This is a genomic window from Citrobacter sp. CFNIH10 (assembly GCF_002934585.1).
Lineage (GTDB): Bacteria > Pseudomonadota > Gammaproteobacteria > Enterobacterales > Enterobacteriaceae > Citrobacter_A > Citrobacter_A amalonaticus.
Window position 1 is genome coordinate 1,831,183 of the sequence record NZ_CP026216.1, and the last position, 25,519, is coordinate 1,856,701.

Here is a 25,519-nt window from a genome sequence, read left to right on the forward strand (position 1 = left end):
AATGAAACAGTATGGCTTTTATGTTGACTCCTCGCGCTGCTCGGGCTGTAAAACCTGCCAGGTCAGCTGTAAGGATAATAAAGATCTGGACGTCGGCCCGAAATTCCGCCGGGTCTATGAATACGGCGGCGGAAGCTGGGTGAAAGAAGGAGAAAGCTGGCACAACGACACCTTTACCTACTACCTCTCTATCGCCTGTAACCACTGTGATGAGCCAGTCTGCGTATCAGGCTGCCCGACCGGCGCGATGCACAAGCGTGAAGAAGACGGTCTGGTGCTGGTCGATGACAGTATCTGCGTGGGCTGCCGCTATTGCGAGATGCGCTGCCCGTATGGCGCGCCGCAGTTTGATGCTAAGGCCAAAGTCATGCGCAAATGCGACGGCTGTCTCGACCGACTGGAGCAGAATCTGCGCCCCATCTGTGTGGATTCTTGCCCACAGCGAGCGCTGGATTTCGGCCCAATCGATGAACTGCGCGCGAAATACGGTAGCGAGAACGAAATTGCGCCACTACCCGCCGCGTCGTTTACCCATCCTAACCTCATCATTAAGCCGCATCCGAAGGCCAAACCTACGGGCGATAAGGAAGGGGCCATTATGAACATGGGGGAGGTGCGCCATGCATGAGTTACCGCTGGTCTTTTTTACCGTCTTTACCCAAAGCGCAGTGGGGGCATTTATTCTGCTGCTGATTGGCGGCACCCTGGGGCAGATCGAGGCGCGGCGGATGGCCGTCGGCCTGTTCTGTGTCATGTGTCTGTTTGGGGTTGGGGTGCTGCTGGGGGTAATCCACGTCGGACAACCGCTGCGTGCGCTGAATATGCTGCTGCGCGTGGGTCATTCGCCGATGAGCAACGAAATTGTACTGTCGGCAGTGTTTGCCACGCTTGGCGGGCTGGGTTCTCTCGGTCTGCTGCTTAACCGTGGCGCGACTGCGCTGTGTAAAGCGCTGGTATGGCTGGCGGCGGTGGTGGGCGTGGTCTTTATTCTGGCGATCCCGCAAATCTACCAGTTGCCGACGGTGGTTACCTGGCGCACCTCGTATACGACGGTGATGATGGTGCTGACGCCGCTGATTGGCGGCGGCATTCTGGCCGGGCTGTTCGGGCTGCGTCTGGGCCTGTTGGTGAGCGTACTGGCGATACTCGTAAGTTTCTGCCTGCGACCGGGGTATGTGTCGACGCTGATGAGTGCGGACGACGCGTTAACGGCGGCGCAAACCAGTTGGTTTACCGCACAAGCGGCGCTGCTGGCGCTAGGCATTGTTGGGGTGGTGACCTGGGCGCGGTTGAAGTCCAGTGTCACGGTTCTGGCGATGACCGCCGTGGTCGTCATCGTGGCTGAGCTAGTGGGCAGGATTGCGTTCTACAATCTGTGGACGTTACCGATGTAACCTGTGAGCGGCTTCGGCCGCTCTGTTTTCAGGAGGAGCCAGAGATGACCCCCGATGCTGTATTACCGAGGATCCTCGGTGCACTGTTTTATTACTCTCCCGGACGACCGGAGGTGAAAGCGCTGTTCGACAGTCTGCCCATGCTGCCCGATCTGTATCCGTGGCGCGATCCGGTGCAGATTGCCAGGCTGTGTGCTGACTGGCCGCTGCCGGATGATGAAGAACTGGCGTGGCAATTTTCCGTGCTGTTCGAAGGGCAAGGGGATATGCCCGCGCCGCCATGGGGTTCCGTCTGGCTGGAGCGCGATAATCTGCTGATGGGCGATACCACCGCGGAATACCGCGCGTTTTTACAGTCGCAGGGAATGGCATTTGACTCGCGCCAGAGCGAACCCGAAGATCAGTTTGGCCTGATGCTGTTAGCCAGTAGTGCGCTGCTGGAGGCCGGTAAAGACGCGGCGGTAAATCAATTATTCGCAGTGCATCTGCTGCCGTGGGGATATCGCTATCTGGAACGCGTGCAGGACAGCGCGGTGAGCCCGTTCTATGCGCGTCTTGCCGCCGTAACGGCGTGTTATCTGCAGGAGATGGAGCAGCAACGCGCGCTACAACCTGCGGTGAAACGGCTGTACTTCGGATGAACAAGTCAGAGAAATATTATCAGGCGCTGATGACGCATCGGCACGTCAGTCGGCGTGGGCTGTTTCGCGCGTTTGTCAGTGCGGCAAAGCACACTGCGCCGGAGGGGGTATCGGTGCCTCAACTTGCGCATTCGTTGCCGCCGGGAGCCGTGCCTGATGCGCAGTTCATCGCGCAATGTACCCGCTGCAACCAGTGTATCGATGCATGCCCGATGGGGATTCTGACCCGTCACGAAGACGGCTACCCGCAACTGGCTATTGATTATGCCAGTTGCGATGGCTGTGGGGCGTGCATTGCCGCATGCCCGAGTGACGCGCTGTGCGTACAGGCGCGTTTTGATACAGGCCTGCGGCCAACGTTCAGCGCTGCCTGCGTTAATCCAGTGCGCTCGTGTAACCAGTGTGTTGAGGCATGCCCCGAACTGGCCTGTACCCTCGGCGCGACGGGGATCCCTGTGCTGGACAGCGAGCGTTGTACCGGCTGCGGTGAATGCCGGGTACAGTGTCATGTTGATGCCGTCAGTCTGAAATAATCCTTCCGCCCGGATTTGCGAGACGGCTTCCCGTTTTGATCTTTTCCTCCTTTATAGGCTTTGAATCCTTTGTCATTGCGAGTTTCTGAGTGTAACGTTCAGCTCCGTGAGTTCTTTGCTAACAATGCAACTACATTGCAATGCGTTTGCATTGTTTTTCTGGCGAGCCTACAATGCGTTTAAAATTTGTACACAGTAACGCAAAGGGATAAATATGTTCGCCTATGTTCGATCTGAAGACATTGCCATTGAAGCGGATTCTAAATTGACGGAACGACATCAAACGACTATCCCTGCGTCGATCAGGGACGCTTTACATCTTCGCAGTGGTGATCGTATTCATTACACATTGCTTTCCACGGGTGAAGTACTGCTTTCAAAATACAGTGAAGCAACGGAGGACGGTGTGATGCGATCATTCCTGGACTTCTTATCACAGGATGTGGCGAATAACCCACAAACGCTGAAGAAGCTGGATTTATCCCGTGGCTATGAACTGGTTGATGGTATCGACGTCAATCTTGATGATGAAATCAGCGACGAAGACTGAAAAAATGGATTTTCCCACATGGCTGAACGGGTGGACGATCTACGCTCATCCCTGTTTTATCGATCAATACAACGCGCTGGTCGCACGTGTTGAAGACCTTAAGCACAGGTTTCCAGATCCCATTGTTTTCCAGAAGAAGAAAGAGACCAAGGTGCTGGCGCATTTATTGAAATCCATTGCCAACATTACCCACGAACCCCGAGCTTCTGTTTACCGGCCTGGTGACAGTATAGGGAAAGCTTATACAGACTGGTCGAGAGCGAAGTTTGGTGGAGGACGGTATCGCTTATTTTTCCGTTATAGTCTCGAGAGTAAGATCATTGTCATCGCATGGGTGAATGATGAAGGGCCATTGCGCACCTACGGCAGCAAGACCGATGCCTATAAGATTTTCGGGAAAATGCTCGATGAGGGAAATCCACCCGACGACTGGCTAAGTTTGCTTCAGGCTTGTCAAAACGACGGGAAGGAACATCTTTGAGCTCTACTGTTGATATTTTCACCTTAACTATTCCAATAATTTACTGAATCATTATTTTATTTCCGGTATTATCGGGAATTATCCTAATCTCTTCTCCGCTTTTGAATTCTATATCCGCTAAAACCCGTCATGTATTTCGGATTTATCACACCACTTCGCGAGATATAAATCCACCTTTCCTTTCCCTGCGAGTTAACAATGCGTATCTATCCCACAGCAAATGTAGTGCTTTGTGTGGAAATTTTGATTTGGTAGCATTTTCATCAGTTCAAAGGAGTGGTGGTAATTAATATTATTGCATTTTTAATTATTGCCAGGACATTTCCAGAACAAAACCAAGAGTTGATTACAGCAGGACGAAATAACGAATGCGACGTGATGACTCTTTATTTCTCAGGATATTGGTACAAACAGGAAATTGTTATGAAAATGAATAAAGTTGCTATGGCTGTTGCGTTCAGCGCCGCTCTGGGTTCTATGTCTGTTTTAGCTGACACAACGAACGGTGTGATTGAATTCCAGGGTGAACTGGTAAATACCGCCTGTGGTCTGGCACCAGGTTCAAGCCCGGTGACCGTTGATTTTGGTCAGATTCCTGTTTCTGCACTGGCTAACGGTGCTCGCGCCGGAAACGTACACCAGAACATCGAACTGCAGCACTGCGACATCACGGTAGCGCAAACTGCAGAAGTGACTTACACCCCGACCAGCACCAACCCAACTGACGCCACTCTGGCGGCCTTTACTTCAGGCACCGCGTCTGGTGCGGGTATCGGCCTGCGTGACAGCGCCAGCCAGGATGTGGTGTGGGGCACTGCAACAACACCTGTCCAGCTGGTTAATGGCACCAACACCATTCCGTTTGTGGCCTATGTGAAAGCAGAAAGCGCAAGCGCAACCGTGGCTGCTGGTTCCTTCCAGTCCACCGTGAACTTCGAGATTGCGTACCAGTAATTGACCTGAAGTGATGAGTGCGGGGCGTGTTCCCGCACTTTCTCCACCGTAGACCAGGGAGGGACAAAGTGAAAATAAACAATACGCTCCTCATTGCCGTCTATTTTTGCGCTCTGGTCGGGTCGGCTTCGGTTTCAGCATCCACCGTCACGCCGGGTAAATTAGCCATGAGCGGTGAACTGATTGAGGCGGCATGCAGCCTTGACCCGAACAGTCGGGATATAGAGGTTGAGTTTGGTAATGTTTCTGCCAGCCTGATTAATCGTAATGATGAAGGCAATATTACGCGGCCAGTGTTGATACGCCTGACAGGATGTTCCGTGGTGAAACGAGGCAACGATGGTTCACTTTATCCTTATGCTTCGGTCACTTTTATGGGCAATGCGGCGGCATCCGATCCCACCACATTATTAGTCAGTGGTGACGCCGATGGCTTTGGTATTCGTCTACGTGACAGTCAGGGTGAAATATTAACGCTGGGTCAACCCTCTCAGGAATATGAACTGAGCGAGACCGATAACGTTTTAAAATTTTCCGCATCGCTGGTACCGGTTCAAAAATATATAAAAGCGGGCGAGTTTACTGCCGTTGCGCAGTTTTTTATGGATTACCACTAACAGCATAACAATAACCTGGCAGGAAGCAGGACGTTTTTAACGGATTTATTCGGGATGAAAATCATGTCGGTAAAAATAAAAACCCCTATAACGATGATTGCTCTTCTGGTAATGAATAGCTGCTATGCCGCGACAACCAGTGCTGAGGAGAGCGTTGAGTTTAATACCGATGTCCTGGATGCAGCGGAGCGCACGCAGATTGATCTGTCGCGTTTTGCAACCGACAACTATGTCACGCCTGGTGATTATTTGTTGGATATCCGTATTAACGGTCAGCCGGTCGGTCAGGAGAAAATTCGTTATATCGAGGCTCCTGAAGGCAAGCGCACGCTGCCGTGCATCAGCGGCGACCTGCTGGACAAACTGGCGCTGAAAGATGAGGCCCGCGCGCAGGTCACCCAGCTCTATGAGAACTGCTATTCCCTGCAAAGTCTGCCAGGGGCGAAATTAAGCAACTATGCCGGCGTGCTTGAAATTACCGTGCCGCAGGCGTGGATGAAGTATAACGATCCGAACTGGACGCCGCCTGAGCGCTGGGATGAAGGGATCGCGGGTCTTCTGTTTGATTACAGCCTCAACGGGCAACTCACCCGCCAGTTTAACGGCCAGGAAAACTACAGCGCGGTTTCAGGCTATGGCCAGGCGGGCGCGAACATCGGCGGCTGGCGTGTGCGCGGTGAATATCAGACCAGCTATTACAGCCAGAACCATCAATTCGATTTCGACTGGAATCAGATCTACGCCTACCGTCCTTTGCCGATGATGGCGGCGAAACTGACGCTGGGTGAGATCTACCTGAATTCGCAGGTTTTCGATACCGTGCGTTTTACCGGGGTCAACCTTGCCAGCGATGAGCGGATGCTGCCACCGGCGTTACAGGGCTATGCCCCTGAAATTCATGGTATCGCCCGTACCAACGCCAAAGTGACCGTCAGCCAGAGTGGGCGCGTCATCTATGAAACGACCGTACCCGCCGGGCCGTTCAACATTCAGGATTTGCGCAGTTCAGTGCGCGGCACGCTCGATGTACGCGTCGAAGAACAGGACGGCTCGGTCTCCACTTTCCAGGTGAACACCGCCAATATTCCGTATCTCACGCGTCCGGGCTACGTTCGTTACAACATCTCAGGCGGTACGCCGTCCCGTTACAACCATAAAATGCAGGGCCCAACGTTCCTTTCCGGCGATTTCTCCTGGGGGGTCAGTAACGCGTGGTCGCTGTATGGCGGCTTACAGTCTTCAGGTGAAGAGTACACCGCGGCGTCGTTGGGTATCGGGCGCGATCTCTATGCGTTTGGCGCTATTTCCATTGACGCCACCGAGTCGTGGAGCCGTGAGCCAGACGGCAACCGGCTGAAAGGAACCTCTTACAAGCTGAGCTACGCGAAAACCTTCGACGAATACAACAGCTCTATTACCTTTGCGGGCTACCGCTTCTCGCAGGAAGACTTCCGCACAATGGCGCAGTATCTCGATGAACGCTATCAGGGATACGACCACATCGGGCGTGAAAAAGAGCTCTATACCATCACCGGGAATAAAACCTTCTGGGCTGGCGAAGCAGGGAAGGCGACGACCGTCTTCCTGACCTGGACGCACCAGAACTACTGGGATAAGCGTAGCCAGGATCGTTACGGCATGTCGGTGGGGCGCGCCTTCCGCATTGGCGACATCAACGGTATCACCGCCAACCTTTCCGCTTACCGTACCGATTACAAAGGGCGCAAAGACGATTCGATCTCCTTCTCGCTGTCGGTGCCGATTGGCGACAACAAATGGGCGGGTCTGGATATCCAGACCAACAACGGCAAAACCAGTCCGATGGCGTCCTACACCGACAACAGTGATTACAACAACTTGTGGCGTATTCGTGCCGGTGCCAGCCAGAGCGGTAACGCCAGCGTTGACGGCTATTACCAGCATCGTTCGCAACTGGCGGAAATCAATACCAATGCCAGCTATCAGCAGAGCCAGTACATGGCGCTGAGCACGACCCTGCGCGGTGGCTTCACGGCAACCCGCCACGGTGCCGCGATGCATAACAGCGGCGCAACGATCAACACGGCGCGCGTCATGGTGGATACCAATGGCATTGGCGGCGTGCCGCTTAACGGCAAGAAGTCGCGGACTAACGGCTACGGCATTGCCGTGGTGCCGGATGTGGTGAGCTACAACAGTTTTGACACCCGCGTGGATGTGGATGCGATGGACAGCGACATCGAACCGTCAAAAGCCATCAGCACGACAACCCTGACGGAAGGCGCAATTGGCTATCAGGCCTTCGGTATGGCGAAGGGGATGAAGATGATGGGGACGCTACGCCTCACGGATGGCAGCGTCCCGCCATTCGGCGCGGAAATTTACAACACCGATGGCGTAAGCGTCGCGATGGTGCTGGAAGACGGGCAAGCCTGGCTTGCGGGGGTCAATGCGAACGAAACGCTGAACGTGATGTGGGGCGGTAAACAGCAATGTCAGGTGACGATCCCGCCAGGCGCAAACAACGGATCGGCGAACACGCTTCTGCCGTGTCGTTAATCCCGACAGAACGAGTTATCTCACTGTAATAAAAGGCCAAAAATGAGCAAGAAAAGACATAGCGGATATCTGATGGCGGCGTGGGCGCTGAGCATGATTGGCGGCTACGCGCAGGCGGGGGTCTCTCTGGATCGGACCCGCGTCATTATTACGGAGAAAGAGGCCTCATCGAGCGCCAATCTGTCCAATACCAGCCCGGATATTCCCTTCCTCGCCCAGTCGTGGGTCGAGGATGAAAAGGGCAACAAGATTACCTCGCCGCTGATTGTGTTACCGCCGCTACAGCGAATCAACGGGGGGCAAAAAGGGATCGCGCGCGTCACCAAAACCGCCGGGATCGAAAAGCTGCCGCAGGACAGAGAAAGCCTGTTCTACCTCAATGTCCGGGAGATCCCGCCGAAGCCGGATAAACCGAATACGCTGCAACTGGCCATGCAGTCGCGTATCAAGCTGTTTTACCGCCCGGCGGCGGTGATCCCGAAGACCCGGAGTGAAATCTGGCAGGACCAGGTGGTGTTCCAGAAAAACGGCAACCAGATGACGGTACAGAATCCAACGCCTTACTACGTCACGATCCTTGGGTTGTCCAAAGGGGCCGGACAGAAGATCACCCAATTCCCGGGAATCATGATCGCGCCCAAATCGAGCCAGCAGTTTGCGGTAACGGACGGAAATGTCAGCCAGTTTTCCATGATGTACGTGAACGACTATGGCGGACACCCGGAGCTGAAGTTTCGTTGCGATGGCAACACCTGCAAAGCGCTTCCACCGGCGCAACAGGGCTAACCAGGAGGAACCTGACAATGCAAAATCCTTTATTCACGGTGGCCCTCCTTGCGATGGGCGTGGCGTTTCAGTGCGGGGCGGATGTGCCGGCGCAGCCACAGCATAGCGCTCAGGAACATGTCAGCGAAGATAGCGGCATTGTCCGGTTTCACGGCACCGTGTTTGCCTCCCCCTGTGTGCTGATGACACAAGGGCGTATTCAGGACGTCGAGATGGGCGAGATCAGCGCGCAGAATTTTCGCCAGGCGGGCGATCGCAGCGAGCCGGTACGCTTCAAATTGTATCTGAAGGACTGCCTGAAAGGGGCGTCGCAGTCGCGAGGGAGTCTGGCGTCCAGAACCACCGGGAATGACTGGCGTGCCTACAGCACCGGGGAGCAAGCGGTGCAACTGACGTTCGTTGGTGAATCCGATCTTAATAACGGCCAGCTATTACGCACCAGCGGTACGACCCAGGGAGCCGGCGTGCGCCTGCTCGATAAAAACGGGAATGCGCTGGATGTCGGGCAGACCCATGCGCCCTGGCTGGTGAACTCTGGTGATAGTGAACTGAATTTTATGGCGGCGCTGGAATCCACGGGTTTGCATGTAAGCGCGGGTGACTTTAGCAGCCTGGTCCGCCTGAAGATGGAGTACTTGTAATGAAACTGTCAGGCCTGTTCCGCCGCAAATGGCCGGTCTTACTGGCACTTAGCACGCTCGGCTTACCGGGCGCGGCGTGGTCCGCACTGAACGGTGAAATTGAACCGGTGAATGGGACCTATGACTATCTGATTAATATCAGCAATCATGATATTACCTCCAACCAGGCAGGGGCGACCATTACTGACGAGTTTAATCTGGCAGGGATGTTCCAGGGGCGTGCGTACTGTACACAGTCAATGGTGGATCAGCCGGTGTATTACATGTCGCAGGCGACGTTGACGCAGTCCGGAATGACGCCGGGTTACCTCAAACTCAATGACTACATGGACGTTAAAATTGAGATCTACATTGGCGGGAATCTGCAAGATTATAAAACAGTACCGTTTGATAACATCTCAAACGACGCCAATCAGAACTACTGTAACCCGCCCAGCACGATCCTTGACAACCAGTTTACCTCCGGTGCAAAGGGGAAGGTGACCTTTATGATCACCAAACCGATTATCAACGGGGTGAACCTGCAAGGATCTGAGATTGCAAAGCTTTTTGGCCGCCTGGGGCCGGGCGCAATGGGACAAACACCGCTTTCCCGCATCACCATCGCTTCCGGTGTCATCACCGTGCCGGATAAATGTATCGTCAATCAGGGGACGCCGATCGTCGTTGACTTCGGCAACATACCGGGGATCGGTAGCCGGCTGAATGGCATCAATTACAGCCAAAACGTGCCGATTCATGTGAAGTGCGAGGGCGGCAGCTTTGCCCAGGGGGCACTGAATATCAAATTGGGGATCCAGCAGGCTAATCCTGCGTTTGACGATGGTAAATACCTGAGTACGCAGGGGACAACGGATCGTTCCGAGCTGGGCATTGCGCTGCGCGATCGTCAGGGGAATCCGGTGGCGCCCAACACCTTCTATAACGTGCCGGGGTTTGCCAATAACGAAGGCGACTGGAACCTGACTGCCGCGCCGGTGGCGAAATATACCACCTCCGTCATTCCGGAAGGTGAGTTCCATGCATCTGCAACGGTTGTGGCTGAATTCCAGTAAGGAGGGAATATGCATCGCATAACAATGGTCTTTGCCGGTTTATTGACGACGCTCGCTCCGGCCCCGGTGTGGGCGCTGGGGGAGTTGCTGGGTGGCGATCTCAGTTTTACCGGCGTGGTGATGGCCTACCCGTGCAGCATTGCGCCTGATTCAGAGCGGGTGCCAGTCGATTTCGGGAAAGTATCGACCAAATCACTGTATATCAACGGAAAAACAGTGCCGGTTCCGTTCACGATCAAATTAGAGGATTGCACGCCGAGCGTCTTTGATTCCGTGACGGTGACGTTCAGCGGTATTGCCAATGGCAATCTGGCGGACCGACTGGCGATCAGCGCCACATCACCGGGCAATGCGGGTGGCGTGGGGATCGGTCTTCTGGAGGAAGACGATACGCCTGTGCGCCTGAATGTGGCGACCCGTCCGGCCGCGATCAGCGACACCACTTTACGGCTTAACTTCCAGGCATTTGTGGAGGCTGAGCCGGATGCCTTAGCAAATGGCACCCTGACCACCGGACCTTTTACCGCCACAGCGAACTACACATTGAACTATCAGTAGCGTCATCAAAAGGATATTGAGGCATGGTGTATCAGTGTTTTCTTTACAACAAAGATCTCTTTTTTTCGCAAGGAATCAAAACAGTGATTGCCAGTTTGCTCGCGGAGAAAACGGATGTTTTATATTCCTTAACGGATGATTACACGCAATTGATTAAGCAGTTACAGACTCGCGTGAATGATGACTGCCGCCTGTGGATCCTCTGCGATTTGGACAGCCTGCCGCATGAGCGGATTCGTGCGCTGCAGCTCATGAATAATTTCTATCAGCGTGAAAACAAGAATCTGATCATTTTATTAAGCGAGCACAACATGCCGCTTTTTTTCACGTTGTATGCGCTGTTGCCAAACGCGCACTGGTTATTGAAAAGCGAGAATCTCGCCAATATCACCCCTTTTTTTCAGGAATTATTGGACCAACGACGCCAGGGATGCTGCTTTAGCTATTCATTAGTGAATTACACCCGCAGAAGACTGCACCACCGGGAAATGAATTATACGATTTCCGGCAATGAATGGTGGCTGATGGAAGAGATATTCAAAGGGAAATCGCTGTCGCAAATTTCCGGTGAAGTGAATATCGATGTTCGACGCCTGAGCTATATCAAGCGGCACTTAATGAAACGACTGAATATTAGAAACAACATTGCGTTATTCACGGTGTTCAAGGGAATTATGCCGTGTGACCCGTGAACTGTCTTTTCGGCAGTGGTATTTGCCGAGCGATCGGTGCAAGTGATTGCACCCCATTAAACCCTAAGTAAGGAAAACAGAGATGAAAAAATTAACTGCGATCGAAGTGGCTAACGTGGTGGGCGGAACCTGTAAAACCTGCGAAACCACGTATCAGAACGTCACCATTGGTGGTGTAACCTCCTGTAAGGAACTGACAACCTGCACGGATAAGCACGGTACGACCACGTCAATGAAAGATGCGAACGCCAGCAAGTGTGGTGGGGTTCCGAACCGCTACTAATTGGCTATAGCCTGGAGGTACCCGCACCTCCAGGTTTATTTTTTCCGCTGCGAGAATACTATGGCAACCCAATTTAAACGCATCACTATTATCAGCTATTCGCTGTGTTTGATCGTCATCTCTTCGTTGATGACGGTACTTTGTTATCACATTTTTGTCTTTAATACCTTTGCCACGGATAACTCACAAACACAGGCTTTTCGTGAAGTCAGTGCAGAACAGATTGCACAGAGTCCGATTAAAGACGCGCGCAGTATTATCGAGGTGATGTCTTACGGTTGCCATTATTGTGCGGCTAACGAAGAAAATCTGGCGGAATTTTCCCGGACCCTGCCGCCGGGCAGTGTATTTACCGCGATTCATATTACCAGTGAGGACAGCGGTCTTGCGGCTTACGCGCCGATTTTCGCCACGCTGGAAGAGATGGGGATTGAAAAGAACGTTCGCGACAGCGCCTATAACGCCGTTATTACCCGTAATGTCGACCTCACCGATGAGAAGGCATTGAATGCCTGGCTGGTAAAAAACAATATTGATGTGGATAAATTTAATACTCTGCGTCAGAGCGACGCGGTTAAAAACCGTCTCAGCACGATGGCGGCCATTACTGCGCATTATGATATTAACGCGACGCCGATGTTTATTATCAATAAACGCTACGTGGTCGCCCAGGACAGTGAATTTCCTCAATTCGCGCAGCGCATGCTGCAATTGCTGAAAGAGGATAAATAACCGCGGTGGTCAGATTTTTTATTATCTGGAGCGTATTTAGTTTTAAAAACAGTGCGGGTTGGCTGTATGACGCGAAGCGTAATTTTTCTCAGGGAACACTGATTCTGCTGCGAAAAATGGTGCGTTATCTACCGCTGCCCGCTTTACTGACCGTAGCGAAAGGACTCTGCGCGCTGCGGTTGCTGGGGCGCTCTTATCGCTTACGCAATGCGGTGGCAAACGAAAACACCCGCTGCCTGATCGGGCAAACCGGCCGGGTGAACGCGGCCTGGATCGCGGTGCGTCGCCGCCTGCTGGAAGAGGCCGCAACATGGGGACAAAACCCGGCGCTACTCCAGCAGATCCGTGCCTGTGCGGCAGAACTTGATGCCGCAGTCGCACCGCTGCATCAGCAGAACATTCCTTACATTCTGGCGCCGTTACATACGGTGTCGGACGTGCTGGCGGCGATGGTCGGTGCCTGCGTCACGCCGGGTAAAGCCTGCGTGGTAGTCTCTTCCAGCGCCGAACTCTACAACGCGCAGACCCGTGCCCTGGGCGGTATCGACCTCTCCTATTGCTCCATCCATCAGCAGAACAAAACGCTGGCCGGCAGCCTGATGGAGCTCATCACCGATGTCGCTACCGGACGGCAGAACATGATTATTTTTCCCGATATCTCGCCGGACTACACCCTACAGGCCGAAGGGGCGCTGGCGGCGAAACTGCCGTGTCGTTTATTCGGCCGCAGCGCGAAGTTACACAATGGCGTGGTGCGCCTTTCCGGAGTGATTGCGGCGCAGGTGGTGTTTTATCACCTCAGCTACCACAACGGTCTGCACATTCATATTCGTCCGCCGGTGAGCAGTCAGAATGTCGCCCGCGAACTGCCTGACATTATTGAATCCACGCTGCGTGAATATCCGCAGGAGTGGCTCCTTTGGCACAGCCATTCTCTCTTCTTTATTAATCACTGATGATAAAAATGACGACCACGATCCCGAATCTGATCTTTCAGGAAGAGACCAACGAGTGCGGCCTGGCGTGCGTGGCGATGCTGGCACAGACGCAGGGGCAGCCTGTTTCGCTGGCAACATTGCGCGAGTGGTTTCCGGCCTCTGACCACGGAACCTCACTGGATACGCTGATGAGCATTCTGGCGCGGCTGGGTATTGCGACGACGCCGGTCCTGTTTGAGCACGATGAGCTGAGCGACCTGCCGCTGCCGGCCATTTTGCATTATGGTGCAAGTCACTATGTCCTGCTGGCCTGGCGCAAAGGCAACCACGTGTGCGTGATGAACCCGGCGATTGGTGAGCAGTGGTTACCGTTTGCCGCGCTTAAGCAGGAGATCAGCGGCTATGCCCTGATTGTCGAACCTGAGCAGGCCGTTGCCGCAGACCCTGATTTGCCGTTGTCGACAACCGCGCAGAGCGCGCCGCGCGCGATGAGCATGCAGGAAACTGCGGCGGTGCCGGGGATCTATCGGCTGATGCTGCTGACCTTCCTCGTCTCGCTGACGCTATTTCTGATGCCGACGATGGTGAGCAACGCCATCAACCAGGCCTTTTCCAGCGTGGCCAGCAGCGACTTTCCCTACGGCTGGTTTATCCTGGCGTTTGTCGCCTCCTCACTGATGGCGCTGGGCGTGCGGGTGATTAGCGAACGCTTTATCAAACGCTTTGTGCTGATCCACAGCGGTGTGGGGTTTTCCCGCCTGCTCCACAACCCACTGCGTTTTTTCGAAAAACGGGCGCCGGGGGAGATCTTCAGCCGCTTCACGGCCTGGCAGATTGGCCTGTTGCAAAAGATTGAGCTGGATAACGGCCTGCGCTCCGACTGGGTGATCTGCACGATCGCGCTGGCGATCATGTTCTGGATTGCGCCCGTGCTGGCGGCGATCTCCGCCGTCGGCGTCACGGTAATGGGGATCATCAGCGTCTGGGCGGTGATCCGAGACCGCTGGTTCACCCAGCAATTGCAGCTGAAAAGCGCCACCCTGAATGATTTTTTCATGGAGACTATTCAGGGCATTTTGACCGTCAAAACCGCCGGACTGGAAGGGCAGCGCCAGGGACAATTCGCCGGTTTCAGTCGCGATCTGTTTTCGTGTCTGCAACGCCAGAAGGTCTATCAGCAGGTGAAAGAGGGGCTGTATCAGCTCACCGGAAGCCTGGAGATGGTGGTGTTTATGCTGGTGGTTCTGCCGATGGTGCACAGCAAACTGATCTCACTGGGCGATTTTTTTGCCTATAGCTTCCTGCGGCAAATATTCACCTCCTACGTCACGCGTATCTTCTACGCCATCATTCAGAAATCGCAATTGAACGTGATCGACACCCGCGCCCATGCGCTGTTTGCGCCACGAGACGAGGCGAAGCCCGCTTCGTTTGCGATGCAACTTCCCACCGATACCGCGCCAGATCTGACGTTTGCGTCGTTGTGCTATGGCTACGATCCCGCCAGGCCGGTGCTGTCGTCGGTGTCGCTGTCGCTACGCGCGGGCGATCAGATTGCAATTGTCGGTGAATCTGGTGCGGGTAAGAGCACTTTACTCCGTCTGATTGCCGGCCTGTTTTCTCCGCAGGCGGGGGGCTGTTATGCCGCAGATTCGGCACTCCCTTCGCAACAACTGGCGCAGTTTGTCTGCCTGCAAAGTCAGGAGGATATTCTGTTTAACGCCTCGGTTCGCGAAAACATTACGTTGTTCGACGCGCACTACCGCGAACGCGACCGTGGGCAGATTGAGGCATTGCTGGAATCCCTCGCGCTGGGTGAGGTGGTACGCGGATTACCGGGCGGTATCGACGCCCTGATCCGCGAAAGCCATGCGGCGCTGTCGCTCGGCCAGCGTCAGCGGTTATTGCTGGCGCGCGCGCTGTACAGTTCGCGTCCGGTGTTGTTGCTTGACGAACCGACCGCCAATCTTGACGACGACACCGCGGCCATTGTCATGGAGACGATTCACGCTCATTGCCAGAAAGCCGGTAAGTCACTGATTGTGGTCACCCACAGCGACGCGATTCTGTCGCGGTTCCAGCGGGTTTATCAACTGAACGACGGCACGCTCAGCCCGCTGGAGGTCAACGTATGACGCCGAAATCGCGTTGGCTGCTGATCGGCGGTGCAGTAGCGCTGGCCGTTGCGATCGGTGTCACCTGGGCGTCGCTGGCTTCGACCTCGCCGCAGGAGAGTTTACCGCTGGAGACCATTGGCACGGGCGATATCGAAAAGGTGGTGCTGGTGACGGGGGTTCTGAAACCGGCGGTGCAGGTTAACGTTGGTGCACAGGTCAACGGACAATTGCGCAAGCTGTATGTGCGCCAGGGCGAGAAGGTGCAAAAAGGACAACTGCTGGCGGAAATTGACCCCACGTTGCAGGAGTCGGATCTCAACAACACGCGCGCGCAACTGGCCAGCGCTAAAGCGCAAAAGCTGTCGGCGCAGGCGACGCTGTTACGTTATCGCCAGGAACTGAACCGCCAGCGCATGATGCTGCGTGACGGCTCTGCCGTGCGCAGTGAATACGAGCAGGCGAAGGCGCAATACGATGCGCAGGTGCAGCAAATTGACGTGAGCGATGCGCAGATTGTGCAGGCGGAGATGGCGGTGAAAACGGCGCAGGCCAATCTCAGCTATACCCGCATTGTGGCGCCCATCGACGGCGAAGTGCTGGGTATCGTCACCCGGGAAGGGCAGACCATCGTCTCCTCGCAAACGGCACCGACCATTCTGGTGTTGGCGAACCTCGACACCATGCAGGTGCAAACGCGTATCTCCGAAGCCGACGTGCAAAAAATCCGTCCCGGTCAGCCGCTGCGCTTTTATGTCATCGCCAATCCGGATAAACGCTACGTCAGTACGATGGGCTTCGTGCAGCCTGCGCCGCAGGAAGCGCTGGAAGCGCCCGGCGAGAACGGCATGGGCGGTAATCAACAGGCGATGGCGGTGTACTACACCGGTACCTTTGAAGTGCCTAACGCTGAGCGCGAGCTCAAAACGTCAATGACGGCGCAGGTCTTTATTCAGATTGCCGAAGCAAAAAACGTATTGCGCGTGCCGGTCGCGGCGCTCGGGCAGGCGCTGGATACCGAGCGTTACACCATCACGACCGTTGAAAACGGGAAAACGCGCACCCGCACCATCCGCATTGGGATAAATGACCGGCAATACGCCGAAGTGCTGGAGGGATTGCAGGTCGGCGATCGCGTGGTGCTGGCGCAGGACACGGTGCGAGGATAGCGGATGGAACCGATTATCGTCTTACGCCAGGTTTGCCGGACATTCCGCGCGGGAAGCGAGACGCTTGCGGTGCTGAGCGACATTTCACTGACCCTCCACAGCGGTGAGATGGTGGCGATTGTGGGCGCTTCGGGTTCGGGGAAGTCCACGCTGATGAACATCATCGGTTGCCTGGACAAACCTTCTTCCGGCGAGGTGTTGATCAACGGAACGCCGGTACATGATGCCGACAGCCTGCACCTGGCCGATCTGCGCAGTCGTTATCTGGGGTTTATATTTCAGCGCTATCACCTGATGCCGTATCTGGCGGCGGAAGAGAACATCGCCATTCCCGCGCTGTACACAGCGATGTCAGCGCAAGAGCGCAATGCACGCACCCAGCGTCTTGCACGTCAGCTTGGCCTGGAAAACCGACTCCAGCACCGCCCCGCCCAGCTTTCGGGGGGGCAACAGCAGCGCGTGAGCATCTGCCGGGCGCTGATCAACGGTGCGCATATCATCCTCGCGGATGAGCCCACCGGCGCACTCGATAGCGTCAGCGGCAAGGCGCTAATGGACGTGCTGCATCAGCTGCATGCGGCTGGGCACACGGTCATCATCGTCACCCACGACCGCGACGTTGCCCGGCAGGCGCAGCGAATGATTGAGATCAGCGACGGGCGAATTATTCGCGACGTTCAGCACGCCGCCGTTCGTCGGCCGATTACGCTGCCGGAGCAGGATAACGGACGCGCCTCGCTGGGCCGCCGTCTTCATGAAGCGGTCCGCATGGCCTGGCGTTCGCTGCTCGGACACCGGATGCGCGCGTTTCTCTCCATGTTGGGGATCATCATCGGCATTGCGTCGGTGGTGTCTTCGATGGCGGTAGGCGAAGGCGCACGGCAGGCGATCATGAGCGAGATTGGCAAACTGGGAAGTACCACGCTGGAGATCCATCCCGGCACAGGGTGGGGCAGCAAGCGCCCGGATATGGAGCGCGCATTGTCGATGGACGATGTGCGCAGTTTACAGGCGTTGCCGTGGATCATGGGCGTCTCGCCGGTGGTCAGCAGCACAACGCTCGCGGTTCGCAAAGGGCTCGACTCCTCCATGATGCTCTCCGGCGTGTCACAGGACTTTTTTGCCCTGCAAGGGCTGCGCTTTGTGCAGGGAAATGGCTTTACCGAACGCGACGTCGCGGAAGGCGAACCGCTGTTGATTCTCGATGAGACCGGGCGCGATACGCTGTTTCCCGGTGGCGAAAATCCGCTTGACGAGATAGTCCAGATTGGCGGCGCGCCGTGGCGGGTGATCGGCGTGGCGACACGACCCGGCCCGAAAGTGGTGGGCGGGTTTATGACCGCCTGGGTTCCGCATACGTCATTACAGCAGCGACTCACCGGCGAAAAGCCGCTGGAATCGTTGATTCTGCGTTTTCAACCGCGGCTGGAACCGCATGAGGCGGCGCTGCGGGCGGAACGTCATCTGCTGCGGGAACATGGCCGGAAGGACTTTTTTATCCAGACCGACGATCAGCTGGCGAATGCGTTGCAAAAGACCTCTGACTCGATGTCGTTGTTGATTACCGCCATTGCGGCGATCTCCCTGCTGGTGGGCGGCGTCGGAGTGATGAACATCATGCTGGTGTCGGTGACAGAGCGGACGCATGAAATCGGCATCCGCTTGTCGGTGGGGGCGCGTCCCTCGGACATCATGAACCAGTTTCTGATTGAGGCCGTGATGATCTGCGCCCTCGGCGGCCTGTTGGGCGTGTTCGGTTCGTGGGTGGCGGGGCATCTTTTCGCCCTTGCGACCGATGCGTTCTCAATGGTGTTCACTGCGTTTCCGGTGCTGATGGCCTGTGGGTTTTCTGCCCTGATCGGCCTGACGTTTGGCTATTTTCCGGCGCGCAGGGCGGCTCGCCTCAACCCAACCGAGGCGCTGGCCCGCGAATGAAAAGACTGCTTGTGTTGCTCGCACTTTTATTGCTCGCGGGTTGTGGCTCACTGACCCGCAGCGACTACCAGCGTCCGCTGTTGTCTTTGCCCACCCAATGGGGGCCTGCTACCGACACGGTGTCGGAATACGGCTGGCAACGTTTTGGCGATCCCCGACTGTCGCGGGTGATTGAACAGGTGCTGGAAAGCAATAACGATCTCGCGGCGGCGGCCATCACCGTGCAACAGGCGCGTGTGGCGGCAGGGTTAACTGACACCAATATGACCCCCGATGTGGCGGTCAGCGGTTCTGCCAGTAACAGCAAAAACACACGCCGGGGAACATCCGCGCAGGAAAACTACAGCAGCGGCATCACCATCGGCTGGGAACTGGATCTGTGGGGAAAACTGGCGCGGGCCCGTGAGCAAAGCGAGTGGGAAGCGGTGGCGAGCGAGCAGGATTATCACGCGACGGTACTCACCACGATGGGCACCACCGCCCAGTTGTACTGGCGTATCGCACTGTATAACCAGCAGATTCGCAATCAGCGTGACGGTCTGGCGATTTCGCAACAGACCGTGCAGCAGGTGACGTCATGGTTTAACGCCGGGAAGGTCGGCCAGCTCGATGTGTTGCAGGCGCAGCAGGCCCTGCTGGAACGAGAGAATCAGTGGCGAACGCTGGTTCAGCAACGTCAGAATACGCGCAATGCGCTGGCGCTGTTGCTCAACAGACCGGCAGAACAGCATGCCGATGAATCACCCGCGCTGGATGCAAACCAGCAGGTGCCGATTGCGCAAAAAACACCGCTACGGGTGATTGCGCAGCGGCCGGACATTCAGGCAGCGGAGTCGCGTCTGCGCGCGGCCCTTGCGGGTTACGACGCCTCAAGGCTGCAGTTTTATCCCGCACTTTCGCTTGATGCCTCACTGAATGCCGGCAGTCAAATCTTCAGCCAATGGTTCCGCGATCCGATCCGCACGATTGGCGGCACGCTGGCGCTGCCGTTTATCCAGTGGAACACCCAACAGCTCACCGTGAAGCAAGCGGATCTCGCGGTAAAACAGGCGGCAATCGCCTTTCGCTCGACGGCCTACGCCGCGCTCGCCGAAGTGGATGAAGCGATGGAAAACCGCCTGAGTGCTGATGAACAGCGCGCACGACTTCACCAGTCGCTGATCCTCAGTCAGCGGCGTTTAACCCTGACGGAAAGCCGCTATCGCGCGGGCGCCGTGGATTTTCAGACGTTGTTGAACGCGCAGGACGATCTGTTGACGTTAGAGAACGCCCTCGCACAAACCCAATACGACTACCTCTACGCCACGTTGCAGCTCTGGCTGGCGCAAGGGGGTGGCGAAACGCAATACAGGATGATGCAACATGAAGCCGAATAATGAATTTAAGCGGGTCGTCGTTACCGGGTATGGCGCCGTGACCCCACTTGGCGCGACGGCTGATGAGAGCTGGCAGGCGATGATGGATAACCGTCTGGGCTATCGCTACGTCGATAAAACGGCGCAGAATATCAACACCCATTTTCTCGGGCTGGTGGATAACGAGCCGAGCCTGGCAGGTGTTCCTGCAGTGATTCGCCGTCGGCTGCCGCGCTTTGCCCGGCTGACCGTTGGCGCGGCACGTCAGGCTATGACGATGGCCTTTGGCGTCAGGCCGCCGCAGGAATACTACTGCACGCTCGACTGCGGCGTGATCATGGGAACCGGCTGGGGAGGACTGGACGAAAGCTACGACGCGCAAAGTGAGTTTGCGGCCGCGGGCGTCGCTTCACCGTTTAACTGTTTTTATTCGATGCCCAGCGTCACCACCGCAGCATGCAGCCAGTTCTGGGGACTCAATGGTTACCAGAATACGGTGGTTGCCGCCTGCGCGACGGGGACGATCGCTATTGGCGACGCTTACGAGGTGATCCGCAGCGGCAGGGCAAAGATGATGCTGGCCGGCGCCGGAGAATCTCTCACCAGCCACTGCGCGGTGTGGAACATTGACGTGCTGGGCGCACTGAGTAAGGAGGCGTCGGATCCGCAGCGCGCCAGCTGTCCGTTCAGCGCCCATCGTAGCGGTTTTGTGTTATCGGAAGGGGCGGCGGTGCTGTGTCTGGAAGAGCGCGAAGGGGCACTGGCACGCGGCGCGACGATCCTCGGCGAGATTACCGGCTACGCCAACTTCTCCGACGCCTGGGATTTCACCTCGCCGGCGGAAGACTGTCTTGCCCGCGTGCAAACCATCACCCATGCGCTGCAACAGGCGGAGCTGGAACCGGAGCAACTCGACTACATCAACGCGCACGGTACCTCGACGCCGCTGAACGATATCAATGAAACGCAGTCGCTAAAAATGGCGCTGGGGGACGCGGTGTGGTCCATTCCGGTTTCCAGTACGAAATCGTACTCCGGGCACTTAATTTCCGCGGCGGGCACCTTCGAGAGCATTGTCTGTCTGCAAGCTATCGCCAACGGCATCATTCCCGCGACGGCCAATTTCCAGCAAGCGGATGAATGCTGCGATCTGGATTATGTGGTTGAGGGCCATCGTGCGGGCAATGTCCGTCGCACGCTAAACCTGAGCTTCGGCTTTGGTGGCGCGAATGCGGCGTTGATTCTGGAGAAGCACGTATGATGCCGCTTCATTATGGTCAACAGGATGCCCGGCGCTGGGCCGCGTTTTCGGGCGATTACAACCCGGTACACTTTGACGAGGCGTGGGTGAAAGCGCGGGGCGGAAGCGGACTCAGCGTACATGGCATGCGCGCCTTGCTGGACGTAAAGCGGTTTATCAGTCCGCCGGTCGACGACGCCCCGTTTCTGAAATGTACCGTGCGTCTGCGTCGACCGCTGTGGCGGGATACCGCCTATCGACTGACGCGCGATGCGACTAAGCGGGTTGCGGCGTCGGTGCGGGAGTTTTCTGCCGAAGAGACCTGCCTTTCTTGCCAGATCACGCCGGAGAACCACCTGCCACTCGTCGATGGCGAAAGCCAACGGGTTCTGGATTCGTCGGCGCTGGCCGCGCTGCATCGGACGTTTCTGCCGCTGTTGCCCGACGCTCAGCAATGGCATTTTCTCGACGCCCTGTTGTTTCGTCATCTTCTCCAGGATACCGCGCTGTTATGCCAGCAGGCGATTGCCGACATACTGCCGACGTGTCGGACGCTGGATGCGCTGTTTTCTCACTTTCCTGTTGTACAGACCCATCAGGAAGTCATTTTTGACAGTCATCTGCTGGCCCCCTGGCGAGCAGAGTCGCTACCGGAACATCTAGAGATCGACACCTTGCCGGCCCTGGTGGTTGGCGACCTTGCGAATGGCGCGGTGGTGGTGCGAATCGCCGCGCGAACCTGTTATCAACATCACTACATTAGCAATGCCGTAACGCTTAAAGTCGGCGCGCTGACAAAAGGAAAATCAAATGAGCCAGCATGAAATGATCTACGACAAAATCAGTGAAATGATCTGTGACGCCAAAGACCTGGCGCCGGAGGCGCTGACACCAGAGACGACGCTGCCTGAACTGGAGCTGGACAGCCTCGACTACGTTGAACTGATGGTACTGGCGAAGCGTGAATTTAACGTCACGCTCAACCCTGAAATGTTTATGAAAAATCCAACCATGACGCTTCGCGAACTCAGCCAGCGTATTGCGCAGGAAATGGCAGGTTGATATGGCAAAGAAATGGATGCTCATCACCGGCGGCAGTCGGGGAATCGGCCAGGCGCTGGTGAGTCACCTGTTGCCTGAATGGAACATTGTCTTTACCGGTCGCAACGAGGCCGGGATCGCCCGCACGCTGGACATCGCGCAAAGCCAGAGTACGTCGACCTGGGTGAAGGGCATTCGCTGCGACGGCAGCGATGAAGCCAGCGTCGAGCAGTTAGCCATGTCTCTGCTCGAGGCGCATGGCGCGCCTGCCGCTATCATCCATAACGCCGGTATGACCAATGACGCGCTGCACATCCACCAGAACGCGCGAGACTGGCAGGAGGTGCTGGGAAACAATCTGGTCGCGGTGGTGAACTGGAATCGCATCCTGCTGCCCGCCATGATGACCCAGGGCAGTGGCTCGATTGTGTTTATGTCATCCGTGACGGCCATAAAAGGCAACAGCGGACAGACGGCCTATGCCGCCAGCAAGGCGGCGATGATTGGCCTGACGCATTCGCTGGCGCGAGAAGTGGGGCGTTTTGGCATTCGGGTGAATTGTCTGGCTCCGGGGTTGATTGACGGTGAGATGGTTCAGGCTATTCCGGAAGCCCGATTGAAAACCATGCGGCAGAATATTCCTCTGCGTCGCCTCGGACGCACGCAGGACGTCGCCCGCGCGGTTGCGTTTCTGACCGGGGAAGGGAGTAGCTATCTTACCGGTCAGACGCTGGTGCTGGACGGTGGTTTGTCCGCCTGATAAGCAAGAACCGCGAGAATGGCATCTCGCGGTTCAGGTCAGGCCTAGCTGGTTAATTCTCTGGACCAGGGCGCGTCGCTCTTTGACCGACTCCTGAAAAATTTGCAGTAAAACCTCGCTATTTTGCCGCACAATGTCCGCCAGTTCAGGGGCGATTTCTGCAGTTTCCCCGACGCGTACTTTAAATTCCGATGACAGCGTGACGCCCTGCAGCAACGACGCCAGCCAGATGCTGGCCTTCAGAATCCTCACTTCAAGAGGATGGGTGGCTTGTGCAACCCCTGTCTTTTGAATTTGACACCAGCGGGCAATATCCCGAATGGCTTCAATTGGATAGAGTTCACCCCAGATAGCATTATCTTCCCCGGTATGTGCCGGAGCGGCGCACAGCGCCAGAGACGTCAGATTATGCAACAAGCCACCTATTTCGATTTTCAGGCACTGGACCGGGGGGATTCCCATTTCTCGAGCCAGGTAACCGGAGATACGGCCGACAACCAGGGAGTGCTGGACGCCGTTCTGGCTGAACCCATCAATAATAAACGCCAGAATGTTGGCGATATCGCGAAAGTTATGCAAAGAGATGGAGTCGTTATGGATGCGGGGGATGTCCTGGATATAATCGTCGAACTCTGTGGATTTAATTTTTAACCAGAAGTGTTCGCAATTTGCTACTTTTCTGAAAGCATTGATAAATTCGGGGTTATATAAAATATGTTCGCCGCCAACAATGATATTAATAATTTCCTCTTTTGCCGATAATATATCGCTAGCACGGTAAAGGGCGATTAAAACATCCAGACGATCCGCCAGATAAACGACATGGCTCTCTCTGGGCACTTTTTCACCGTTAACGTAGTCGCCTTTTCCATTGTCCCAGTGGGTGTGGTGATAGCGAACAATCGAACTTAACGGATTCAGTAAAGGAACGCTCGCCAGTAATTCAGCACCGACGGCCGCATGGTTATTGAGTTCATTATCGTAATAGCTGAGGGGTTGAAGGCGAGATTCCTCGTTCAGTCCTCCAATATCATGAAGCAGGGCCGCCAGCAGCGTTTTCCTGCACTGTGCAGGTGTGAACCGCGATTCCCTGGCCAGGTGCCAGGCGATGAATGCCGTTCTGACATGATGCAGGTTAAGCCTGGGGTTAATCATGTCTATTATTTTTGAGATGCAAGCCAGTGATTCTATTAATTTTATATTCATATAATGAGACATTTAACTTTCGCTGTGCTTCGTTAAAGAAAACCACGCTAATTAATCTCGTTTGCAACCATATTGCGGGAATACGTGGTTACCAAATAGTATGACATTATTATTGACTTTTTTTAGGAAAATTATTTTGTCGTCAGGGCCTTTGCCAAACAACAAACTATTAGCAATCTCATCATCAACATTATCAGTATTATCATGTATGGTTTTGACACTCATTATCTTATACAGATGCGCATTGGCATTGTATGTTTCATATTTCATTTTGAGCGTGCGCGAGATTAAATACTTTTTTTCATTATGTGTGAGCAGCCCGTCAATATTGATAAGAAGTTGATCATCCGTCATGTGGACAAAAATTAGCCCTTCGGCGCGAATGTTGTCGCTGTTGATACTCTGGATAACAGAAAACTGTGACTCGCATGAGAAAACCGGGGGCCGGGTAAAACAGTAAACCGCGCCGATCAATAACAGGCCGACACCGATCAAAAGAAAAATGGCTTGTTTAGGCATTATTTTTTTCTCTGTAATAAAAACTCATGCAGCTGTCTTTATCACATTTAATGAGTAACAATTGCACAATATCACCCAGGTCTCCTTGTACCTGTTGCTTGTAAACGTACAACTCCTTTTGCTCTGAGCAATCGAATGGTTGTGGGACAAAATCAAAGCTCTTTGTCACCTCTCGTAATGAGAGTGAGGTGGGCATAAAAATGACGCACTGACCCTCAACCAGTTTTTGTATATCGGTGTCGGCTCTGAATGAACCTGGATTTATTATGAGCAGAAGGAAGGCAATTGCCAGAGCGATAATGCGGGTAAATCGCTTAAGACAGCGTTTCTGTGGTTCAACTGGCGGAGCCTCCGGCTCCTTTTCTTCAAGGAATGGCGTGCGATACTCACGATCGTTATTGATAATGGCATCTTCCGCTATTTTGAAACCAATACGAGGAACCGTGACAATGATTTCTTTTGCGATACCCAGATCGCTCAGGTTTCTGCGCAATGTGGAGATATATTGATTTAGATTACTATTTGACGCTCTGGCGCCATATTTATCAAAAACAGACTGAAAGATTTCATTTCTCGAAAGGATATCGCCTTGATGATTGAGCAATTCAGCCAACAAGCGTGTAGAGGTTTGGGATAATTCAACACAATCCCCAGTCAACAGGTTAACGAGAGACGCATCCTCTGTGTCAAAAGTGATAAATCCCTCAATGTCGAACCTCATGTTCATCTCCACCCTAGACCCTGCTTTCCTCTAACATACAGTCTTCTCTCAATAAAACGACATGAA

28 protein-coding genes are annotated in these 25,519 nt (G+C 55.0%); 25 read left to right on the plus strand and 3 right to left on the minus strand.

The genetic code is table 11. The features are described from left to right. The first annotated feature begins 1 nt into the window (after nucleotide 1). The 25 genes from C2U53_RS12235 to C2U53_RS12355 all read left to right on the plus strand — a co-directional run bounded on the left by C2U53_RS12235 (nucleotide 2) and on the right by C2U53_RS12355 (nucleotide 23,007). Entirely contained in the window at nucleotides 2–628 is a 627-nt protein-coding gene (locus tag C2U53_RS12235) for a DMSO/selenate family reductase complex B subunit (protein WP_042999104.1), read from the plus strand. Beyond that, nucleotides 621–1,394 (plus strand): DmsC/YnfH family molybdoenzyme membrane anchor subunit, encoded by a 774-nt coding sequence (locus C2U53_RS12240; protein WP_044257303.1) that lies wholly within the window; start codon nucleotides 621–623, stop codon nucleotides 1,392–1,394. The genes C2U53_RS12235 and C2U53_RS12240 overlap by 8 nt, the downstream gene beginning before the upstream one ends. Before the next feature lie 44 nt (nucleotides 1,395–1,438). Then, a complete protein-coding gene (locus C2U53_RS12245) occupies nucleotides 1,439–2,035 on the plus strand; it encodes a molecular chaperone (protein WP_042999106.1) in 597 nt (198 codons plus the stop codon). Continuing rightward, nucleotides 2,032–2,568, plus strand: coding sequence for a ferredoxin-type protein NapF (gene napF, locus C2U53_RS12250; RefSeq protein WP_042999107.1), 537 nt, complete (start codon nucleotides 2,032–2,034; stop codon nucleotides 2,566–2,568). Before C2U53_RS12245 ends, napF begins: the two co-directional genes overlap by 4 nt. A 214-nt stretch (nucleotides 2,569–2,782) precedes the next feature. Continuing rightward, on the plus strand, nucleotides 2,783–3,118 hold the full coding sequence (locus C2U53_RS12255; protein ID WP_042999108.1) for a type II toxin-antitoxin system PrlF family antitoxin: 336 nt from the start codon (nucleotides 2,783–2,785) through the stop codon (nucleotides 3,116–3,118). Between the two features lie 4 nt (nucleotides 3,119–3,122). Then, nucleotides 3,123–3,599, plus strand: coding sequence for a type II toxin-antitoxin system YhaV family toxin (locus C2U53_RS12260; RefSeq protein WP_042999109.1), 477 nt, complete (start codon nucleotides 3,123–3,125; stop codon nucleotides 3,597–3,599). Between the two features lie 423 nt (nucleotides 3,600–4,022). Further along, nucleotides 4,023–4,553: a fimbrial protein gene (locus C2U53_RS12265; protein ID WP_042999110.1), complete on the plus strand. Its 531-nt coding sequence runs from the start codon at nucleotides 4,023–4,025 to the stop codon at nucleotides 4,551–4,553. Nucleotides 4,554–4,621: 68 nt separating this feature from the next. Continuing rightward, nucleotides 4,622–5,170 (plus strand): fimbrial protein, encoded by a 549-nt coding sequence (locus tag C2U53_RS12270; RefSeq protein ID WP_052443907.1) that lies wholly within the window; start codon nucleotides 4,622–4,624, stop codon nucleotides 5,168–5,170. A gap of 63 nt (nucleotides 5,171–5,233) precedes the next feature. After that, the gene (locus C2U53_RS12275) at nucleotides 5,234–7,708 is read left to right on the plus strand and encodes a fimbria/pilus outer membrane usher protein (protein WP_044257386.1); all 2,475 of its coding nucleotides are present in this window, start codon (nucleotides 5,234–5,236) and stop codon (nucleotides 7,706–7,708) included. A gap of 42 nt (nucleotides 7,709–7,750) precedes the next feature. Continuing rightward, the gene (locus C2U53_RS12280) at nucleotides 7,751–8,494 is read left to right on the plus strand and encodes a molecular chaperone (protein ID WP_044264050.1); all 744 of its coding nucleotides are present in this window, start codon (nucleotides 7,751–7,753) and stop codon (nucleotides 8,492–8,494) included. Nucleotides 8,495–8,511: 17 nt separating this feature from the next. Continuing rightward, complete coding sequence (locus C2U53_RS12285; RefSeq protein ID WP_052517371.1) at nucleotides 8,512–9,135, plus strand: fimbrial protein; 624 nt, start codon at nucleotides 8,512–8,514, stop codon at nucleotides 9,133–9,135. Next, nucleotides 9,135–10,190, plus strand: a complete 1,056-nt coding sequence (locus C2U53_RS12290; RefSeq protein WP_104445956.1) for a fimbrial protein — start codon at nucleotides 9,135–9,137, stop codon at nucleotides 10,188–10,190. The genes C2U53_RS12285 and C2U53_RS12290 overlap by 1 nt, the downstream gene beginning before the upstream one ends. Before the next feature lie 9 nt (nucleotides 10,191–10,199). Beyond that, on the plus strand, nucleotides 10,200–10,748 hold the full coding sequence (locus C2U53_RS12295) for a fimbrial protein (protein ID WP_054176701.1): 549 nt from the start codon (nucleotides 10,200–10,202) through the stop codon (nucleotides 10,746–10,748). A 23-nt stretch (nucleotides 10,749–10,771) separates the two neighbouring features. Next, nucleotides 10,772–11,440, plus strand: coding sequence for a transcriptional regulator (locus C2U53_RS12300; protein ID WP_044328422.1), 669 nt, complete (start codon nucleotides 10,772–10,774; stop codon nucleotides 11,438–11,440). Nucleotides 11,441–11,522: 82 nt separating this feature from the next. Continuing rightward, entirely contained in the window at nucleotides 11,523–11,723 is a 201-nt protein-coding gene (locus C2U53_RS12305; protein WP_104445957.1) for a DUF4762 family protein, read from the plus strand. 60 nt (nucleotides 11,724–11,783) lie between these two features. Then, nucleotides 11,784–12,455, plus strand: coding sequence for a DsbA family protein (locus C2U53_RS12310; RefSeq protein ID WP_104445958.1), 672 nt, complete (start codon nucleotides 11,784–11,786; stop codon nucleotides 12,453–12,455). A gap of 5 nt (nucleotides 12,456–12,460) precedes the next feature. Further along, the gene (locus C2U53_RS12315; protein ID WP_104445959.1) at nucleotides 12,461–13,411 is read left to right on the plus strand and encodes an ABC transporter; all 951 of its coding nucleotides are present in this window, start codon (nucleotides 12,461–12,463) and stop codon (nucleotides 13,409–13,411) included. Nucleotides 13,412–13,419: 8 nt separating this feature from the next. Next, nucleotides 13,420–15,528 carry a peptidase domain-containing ABC transporter gene (locus tag C2U53_RS12320; protein WP_104445960.1) on the plus strand — a complete coding sequence of 703 codons (2,109 nt, stop codon included), beginning with the start codon at nucleotides 13,420–13,422 and terminating at the stop codon, nucleotides 15,526–15,528. Then, on the plus strand, nucleotides 15,525–16,676 hold the full coding sequence (locus C2U53_RS12325; RefSeq protein WP_052443905.1) for an efflux RND transporter periplasmic adaptor subunit: 1,152 nt from the start codon (nucleotides 15,525–15,527) through the stop codon (nucleotides 16,674–16,676). Before C2U53_RS12320 ends, C2U53_RS12325 begins: the two co-directional genes overlap by 4 nt. A gap of 3 nt (nucleotides 16,677–16,679) precedes the next feature. Continuing rightward, on the plus strand, nucleotides 16,680–18,611 hold the full coding sequence (locus C2U53_RS12330; RefSeq protein WP_104445961.1) for an ABC transporter permease: 1,932 nt from the start codon (nucleotides 16,680–16,682) through the stop codon (nucleotides 18,609–18,611). Beyond that, nucleotides 18,608–19,987: a TolC family protein gene (locus C2U53_RS12335; protein ID WP_044268451.1), complete on the plus strand. Its 1,380-nt coding sequence runs from the start codon at nucleotides 18,608–18,610 to the stop codon at nucleotides 19,985–19,987. The genes C2U53_RS12330 and C2U53_RS12335 overlap by 4 nt, the downstream gene beginning before the upstream one ends. Further along, complete coding sequence (locus C2U53_RS12340) at nucleotides 19,974–21,227, plus strand: beta-ketoacyl synthase (RefSeq protein WP_044257281.1); 1,254 nt, start codon at nucleotides 19,974–19,976, stop codon at nucleotides 21,225–21,227. The genes C2U53_RS12335 and C2U53_RS12340 overlap by 14 nt, the downstream gene beginning before the upstream one ends. Then, nucleotides 21,224–22,030 carry a MaoC/PaaZ C-terminal domain-containing protein gene (locus C2U53_RS12345; RefSeq protein WP_061069546.1) on the plus strand — a complete coding sequence of 269 codons (807 nt, stop codon included), beginning with the start codon at nucleotides 21,224–21,226 and terminating at the stop codon, nucleotides 22,028–22,030. Before C2U53_RS12340 ends, C2U53_RS12345 begins: the two co-directional genes overlap by 4 nt. Continuing rightward, nucleotides 22,017–22,268: an acyl carrier protein gene (locus C2U53_RS12350; RefSeq protein ID WP_044268444.1), complete on the plus strand. Its 252-nt coding sequence runs from the start codon at nucleotides 22,017–22,019 to the stop codon at nucleotides 22,266–22,268. Before C2U53_RS12345 ends, C2U53_RS12350 begins: the two co-directional genes overlap by 14 nt. 1 nt (nucleotide 22,269) lies before the next feature. Further along, entirely contained in the window at nucleotides 22,270–23,007 is a 738-nt protein-coding gene (locus C2U53_RS12355) for an SDR family NAD(P)-dependent oxidoreductase (RefSeq protein ID WP_044268441.1), read from the plus strand. Between the two features lie 33 nt (nucleotides 23,008–23,040). Here the strand turns inward: C2U53_RS12355 and C2U53_RS12360 are convergent, their stop codons facing one another. The 3 genes from C2U53_RS12360 to C2U53_RS12370 are packed head-to-tail and all read right to left on the minus strand — an operon-like array spanning nucleotide 23,041 to nucleotide 25,453. After that, the gene (locus tag C2U53_RS12360) at nucleotides 23,041–24,213 is read right to left on the minus strand and encodes an HD-GYP domain-containing protein (protein WP_104446886.1); all 1,173 of its coding nucleotides are present in this window, start codon (nucleotides 24,211–24,213) and stop codon (nucleotides 23,041–23,043) included. A 51-nt stretch (nucleotides 24,214–24,264) separates the two neighbouring features. Beyond that, nucleotides 24,265–24,732: a FidL-like protein gene (locus tag C2U53_RS12365; RefSeq protein WP_044257272.1), complete on the minus strand. Its 468-nt coding sequence runs from the start codon at nucleotides 24,730–24,732 to the stop codon at nucleotides 24,265–24,267. Further along, the gene (locus C2U53_RS12370; protein ID WP_104445962.1) at nucleotides 24,725–25,453 is read right to left on the minus strand and encodes a winged helix-turn-helix domain-containing protein; all 729 of its coding nucleotides are present in this window, start codon (nucleotides 25,451–25,453) and stop codon (nucleotides 24,725–24,727) included. The genes C2U53_RS12365 and C2U53_RS12370 overlap by 8 nt, the downstream gene beginning before the upstream one ends. Nucleotides 25,454–25,519: the final 66 nt, after the last annotated feature.

Bases quoted from the DNA above. Each gene is read 5' to 3' on its own strand.
- C2U53_RS12235 (WP_042999104.1), top strand. From the start codon at position 2: ATGAAACAGTATGGCTTTTATGTTGACTCCTCGCGCTGCTCGGGCTGT.
- C2U53_RS12240 (WP_044257303.1), top strand. From the start codon at position 621: ATGCATGAGTTACCGCTGGTCTTTTTTACCGTCTTTACCCAAAGCGCA.
- C2U53_RS12245 (WP_042999106.1), top strand. From the start codon at position 1,439: ATGACCCCCGATGCTGTATTACCGAGGATCCTCGGTGCACTGTTTTAT.
- napF (WP_042999107.1), top strand. From the start codon at position 2,032: ATGAACAAGTCAGAGAAATATTATCAGGCGCTGATGACGCATCGGCAC.
- C2U53_RS12255 (WP_042999108.1), top strand. From the start codon at position 2,783: ATGTTCGCCTATGTTCGATCTGAAGACATTGCCATTGAAGCGGATTCT.
- C2U53_RS12260 (WP_042999109.1), top strand. From the start codon at position 3,123: ATGGATTTTCCCACATGGCTGAACGGGTGGACGATCTACGCTCATCCC.
- C2U53_RS12265 (WP_042999110.1), top strand. From the start codon at position 4,023: ATGAAAATGAATAAAGTTGCTATGGCTGTTGCGTTCAGCGCCGCTCTG.
- C2U53_RS12275 (WP_044257386.1), top strand. From the start codon at position 5,234: ATGTCGGTAAAAATAAAAACCCCTATAACGATGATTGCTCTTCTGGTA.
- C2U53_RS12280 (WP_044264050.1), top strand. From the start codon at position 7,751: ATGAGCAAGAAAAGACATAGCGGATATCTGATGGCGGCGTGGGCGCTG.
- C2U53_RS12285 (WP_052517371.1), top strand. From the start codon at position 8,512: ATGCAAAATCCTTTATTCACGGTGGCCCTCCTTGCGATGGGCGTGGCG.
- C2U53_RS12290 (WP_104445956.1), top strand. From the start codon at position 9,135: ATGAAACTGTCAGGCCTGTTCCGCCGCAAATGGCCGGTCTTACTGGCA.
- C2U53_RS12295 (WP_054176701.1), top strand. From the start codon at position 10,200: ATGCATCGCATAACAATGGTCTTTGCCGGTTTATTGACGACGCTCGCT.
- C2U53_RS12300 (WP_044328422.1), top strand. From the start codon at position 10,772: ATGGTGTATCAGTGTTTTCTTTACAACAAAGATCTCTTTTTTTCGCAA.
- C2U53_RS12305 (WP_104445957.1), top strand. From the start codon at position 11,523: ATGAAAAAATTAACTGCGATCGAAGTGGCTAACGTGGTGGGCGGAACC.
- C2U53_RS12310 (WP_104445958.1), top strand. From the start codon at position 11,784: ATGGCAACCCAATTTAAACGCATCACTATTATCAGCTATTCGCTGTGT.
- C2U53_RS12320 (WP_104445960.1), top strand. From the start codon at position 13,420: ATGACGACCACGATCCCGAATCTGATCTTTCAGGAAGAGACCAACGAG.
- C2U53_RS12325 (WP_052443905.1), top strand. From the start codon at position 15,525: ATGACGCCGAAATCGCGTTGGCTGCTGATCGGCGGTGCAGTAGCGCTG.
- C2U53_RS12330 (WP_104445961.1), top strand. From the start codon at position 16,680: ATGGAACCGATTATCGTCTTACGCCAGGTTTGCCGGACATTCCGCGCG.
- C2U53_RS12335 (WP_044268451.1), top strand. From the start codon at position 18,608: ATGAAAAGACTGCTTGTGTTGCTCGCACTTTTATTGCTCGCGGGTTGT.
- C2U53_RS12340 (WP_044257281.1), top strand. From the start codon at position 19,974: ATGAAGCCGAATAATGAATTTAAGCGGGTCGTCGTTACCGGGTATGGC.
- C2U53_RS12345 (WP_061069546.1), top strand. From the start codon at position 21,224: ATGATGCCGCTTCATTATGGTCAACAGGATGCCCGGCGCTGGGCCGCG.
- C2U53_RS12350 (WP_044268444.1), top strand. From the start codon at position 22,017: ATGAGCCAGCATGAAATGATCTACGACAAAATCAGTGAAATGATCTGT.
- C2U53_RS12355 (WP_044268441.1), top strand. From the start codon at position 22,270: ATGGCAAAGAAATGGATGCTCATCACCGGCGGCAGTCGGGGAATCGGC.
- C2U53_RS12360 (WP_104446886.1), bottom strand. From the start codon at position 24,213: ATGAATATAAAATTAATAGAATCACTGGCTTGCATCTCAAAAATAATA.
- C2U53_RS12365 (WP_044257272.1), bottom strand. From the start codon at position 24,732: ATGCCTAAACAAGCCATTTTTCTTTTGATCGGTGTCGGCCTGTTATTG.
- C2U53_RS12370 (WP_104445962.1), bottom strand. From the start codon at position 25,453: ATGAGGTTCGACATTGAGGGATTTATCACTTTTGACACAGAGGATGCG.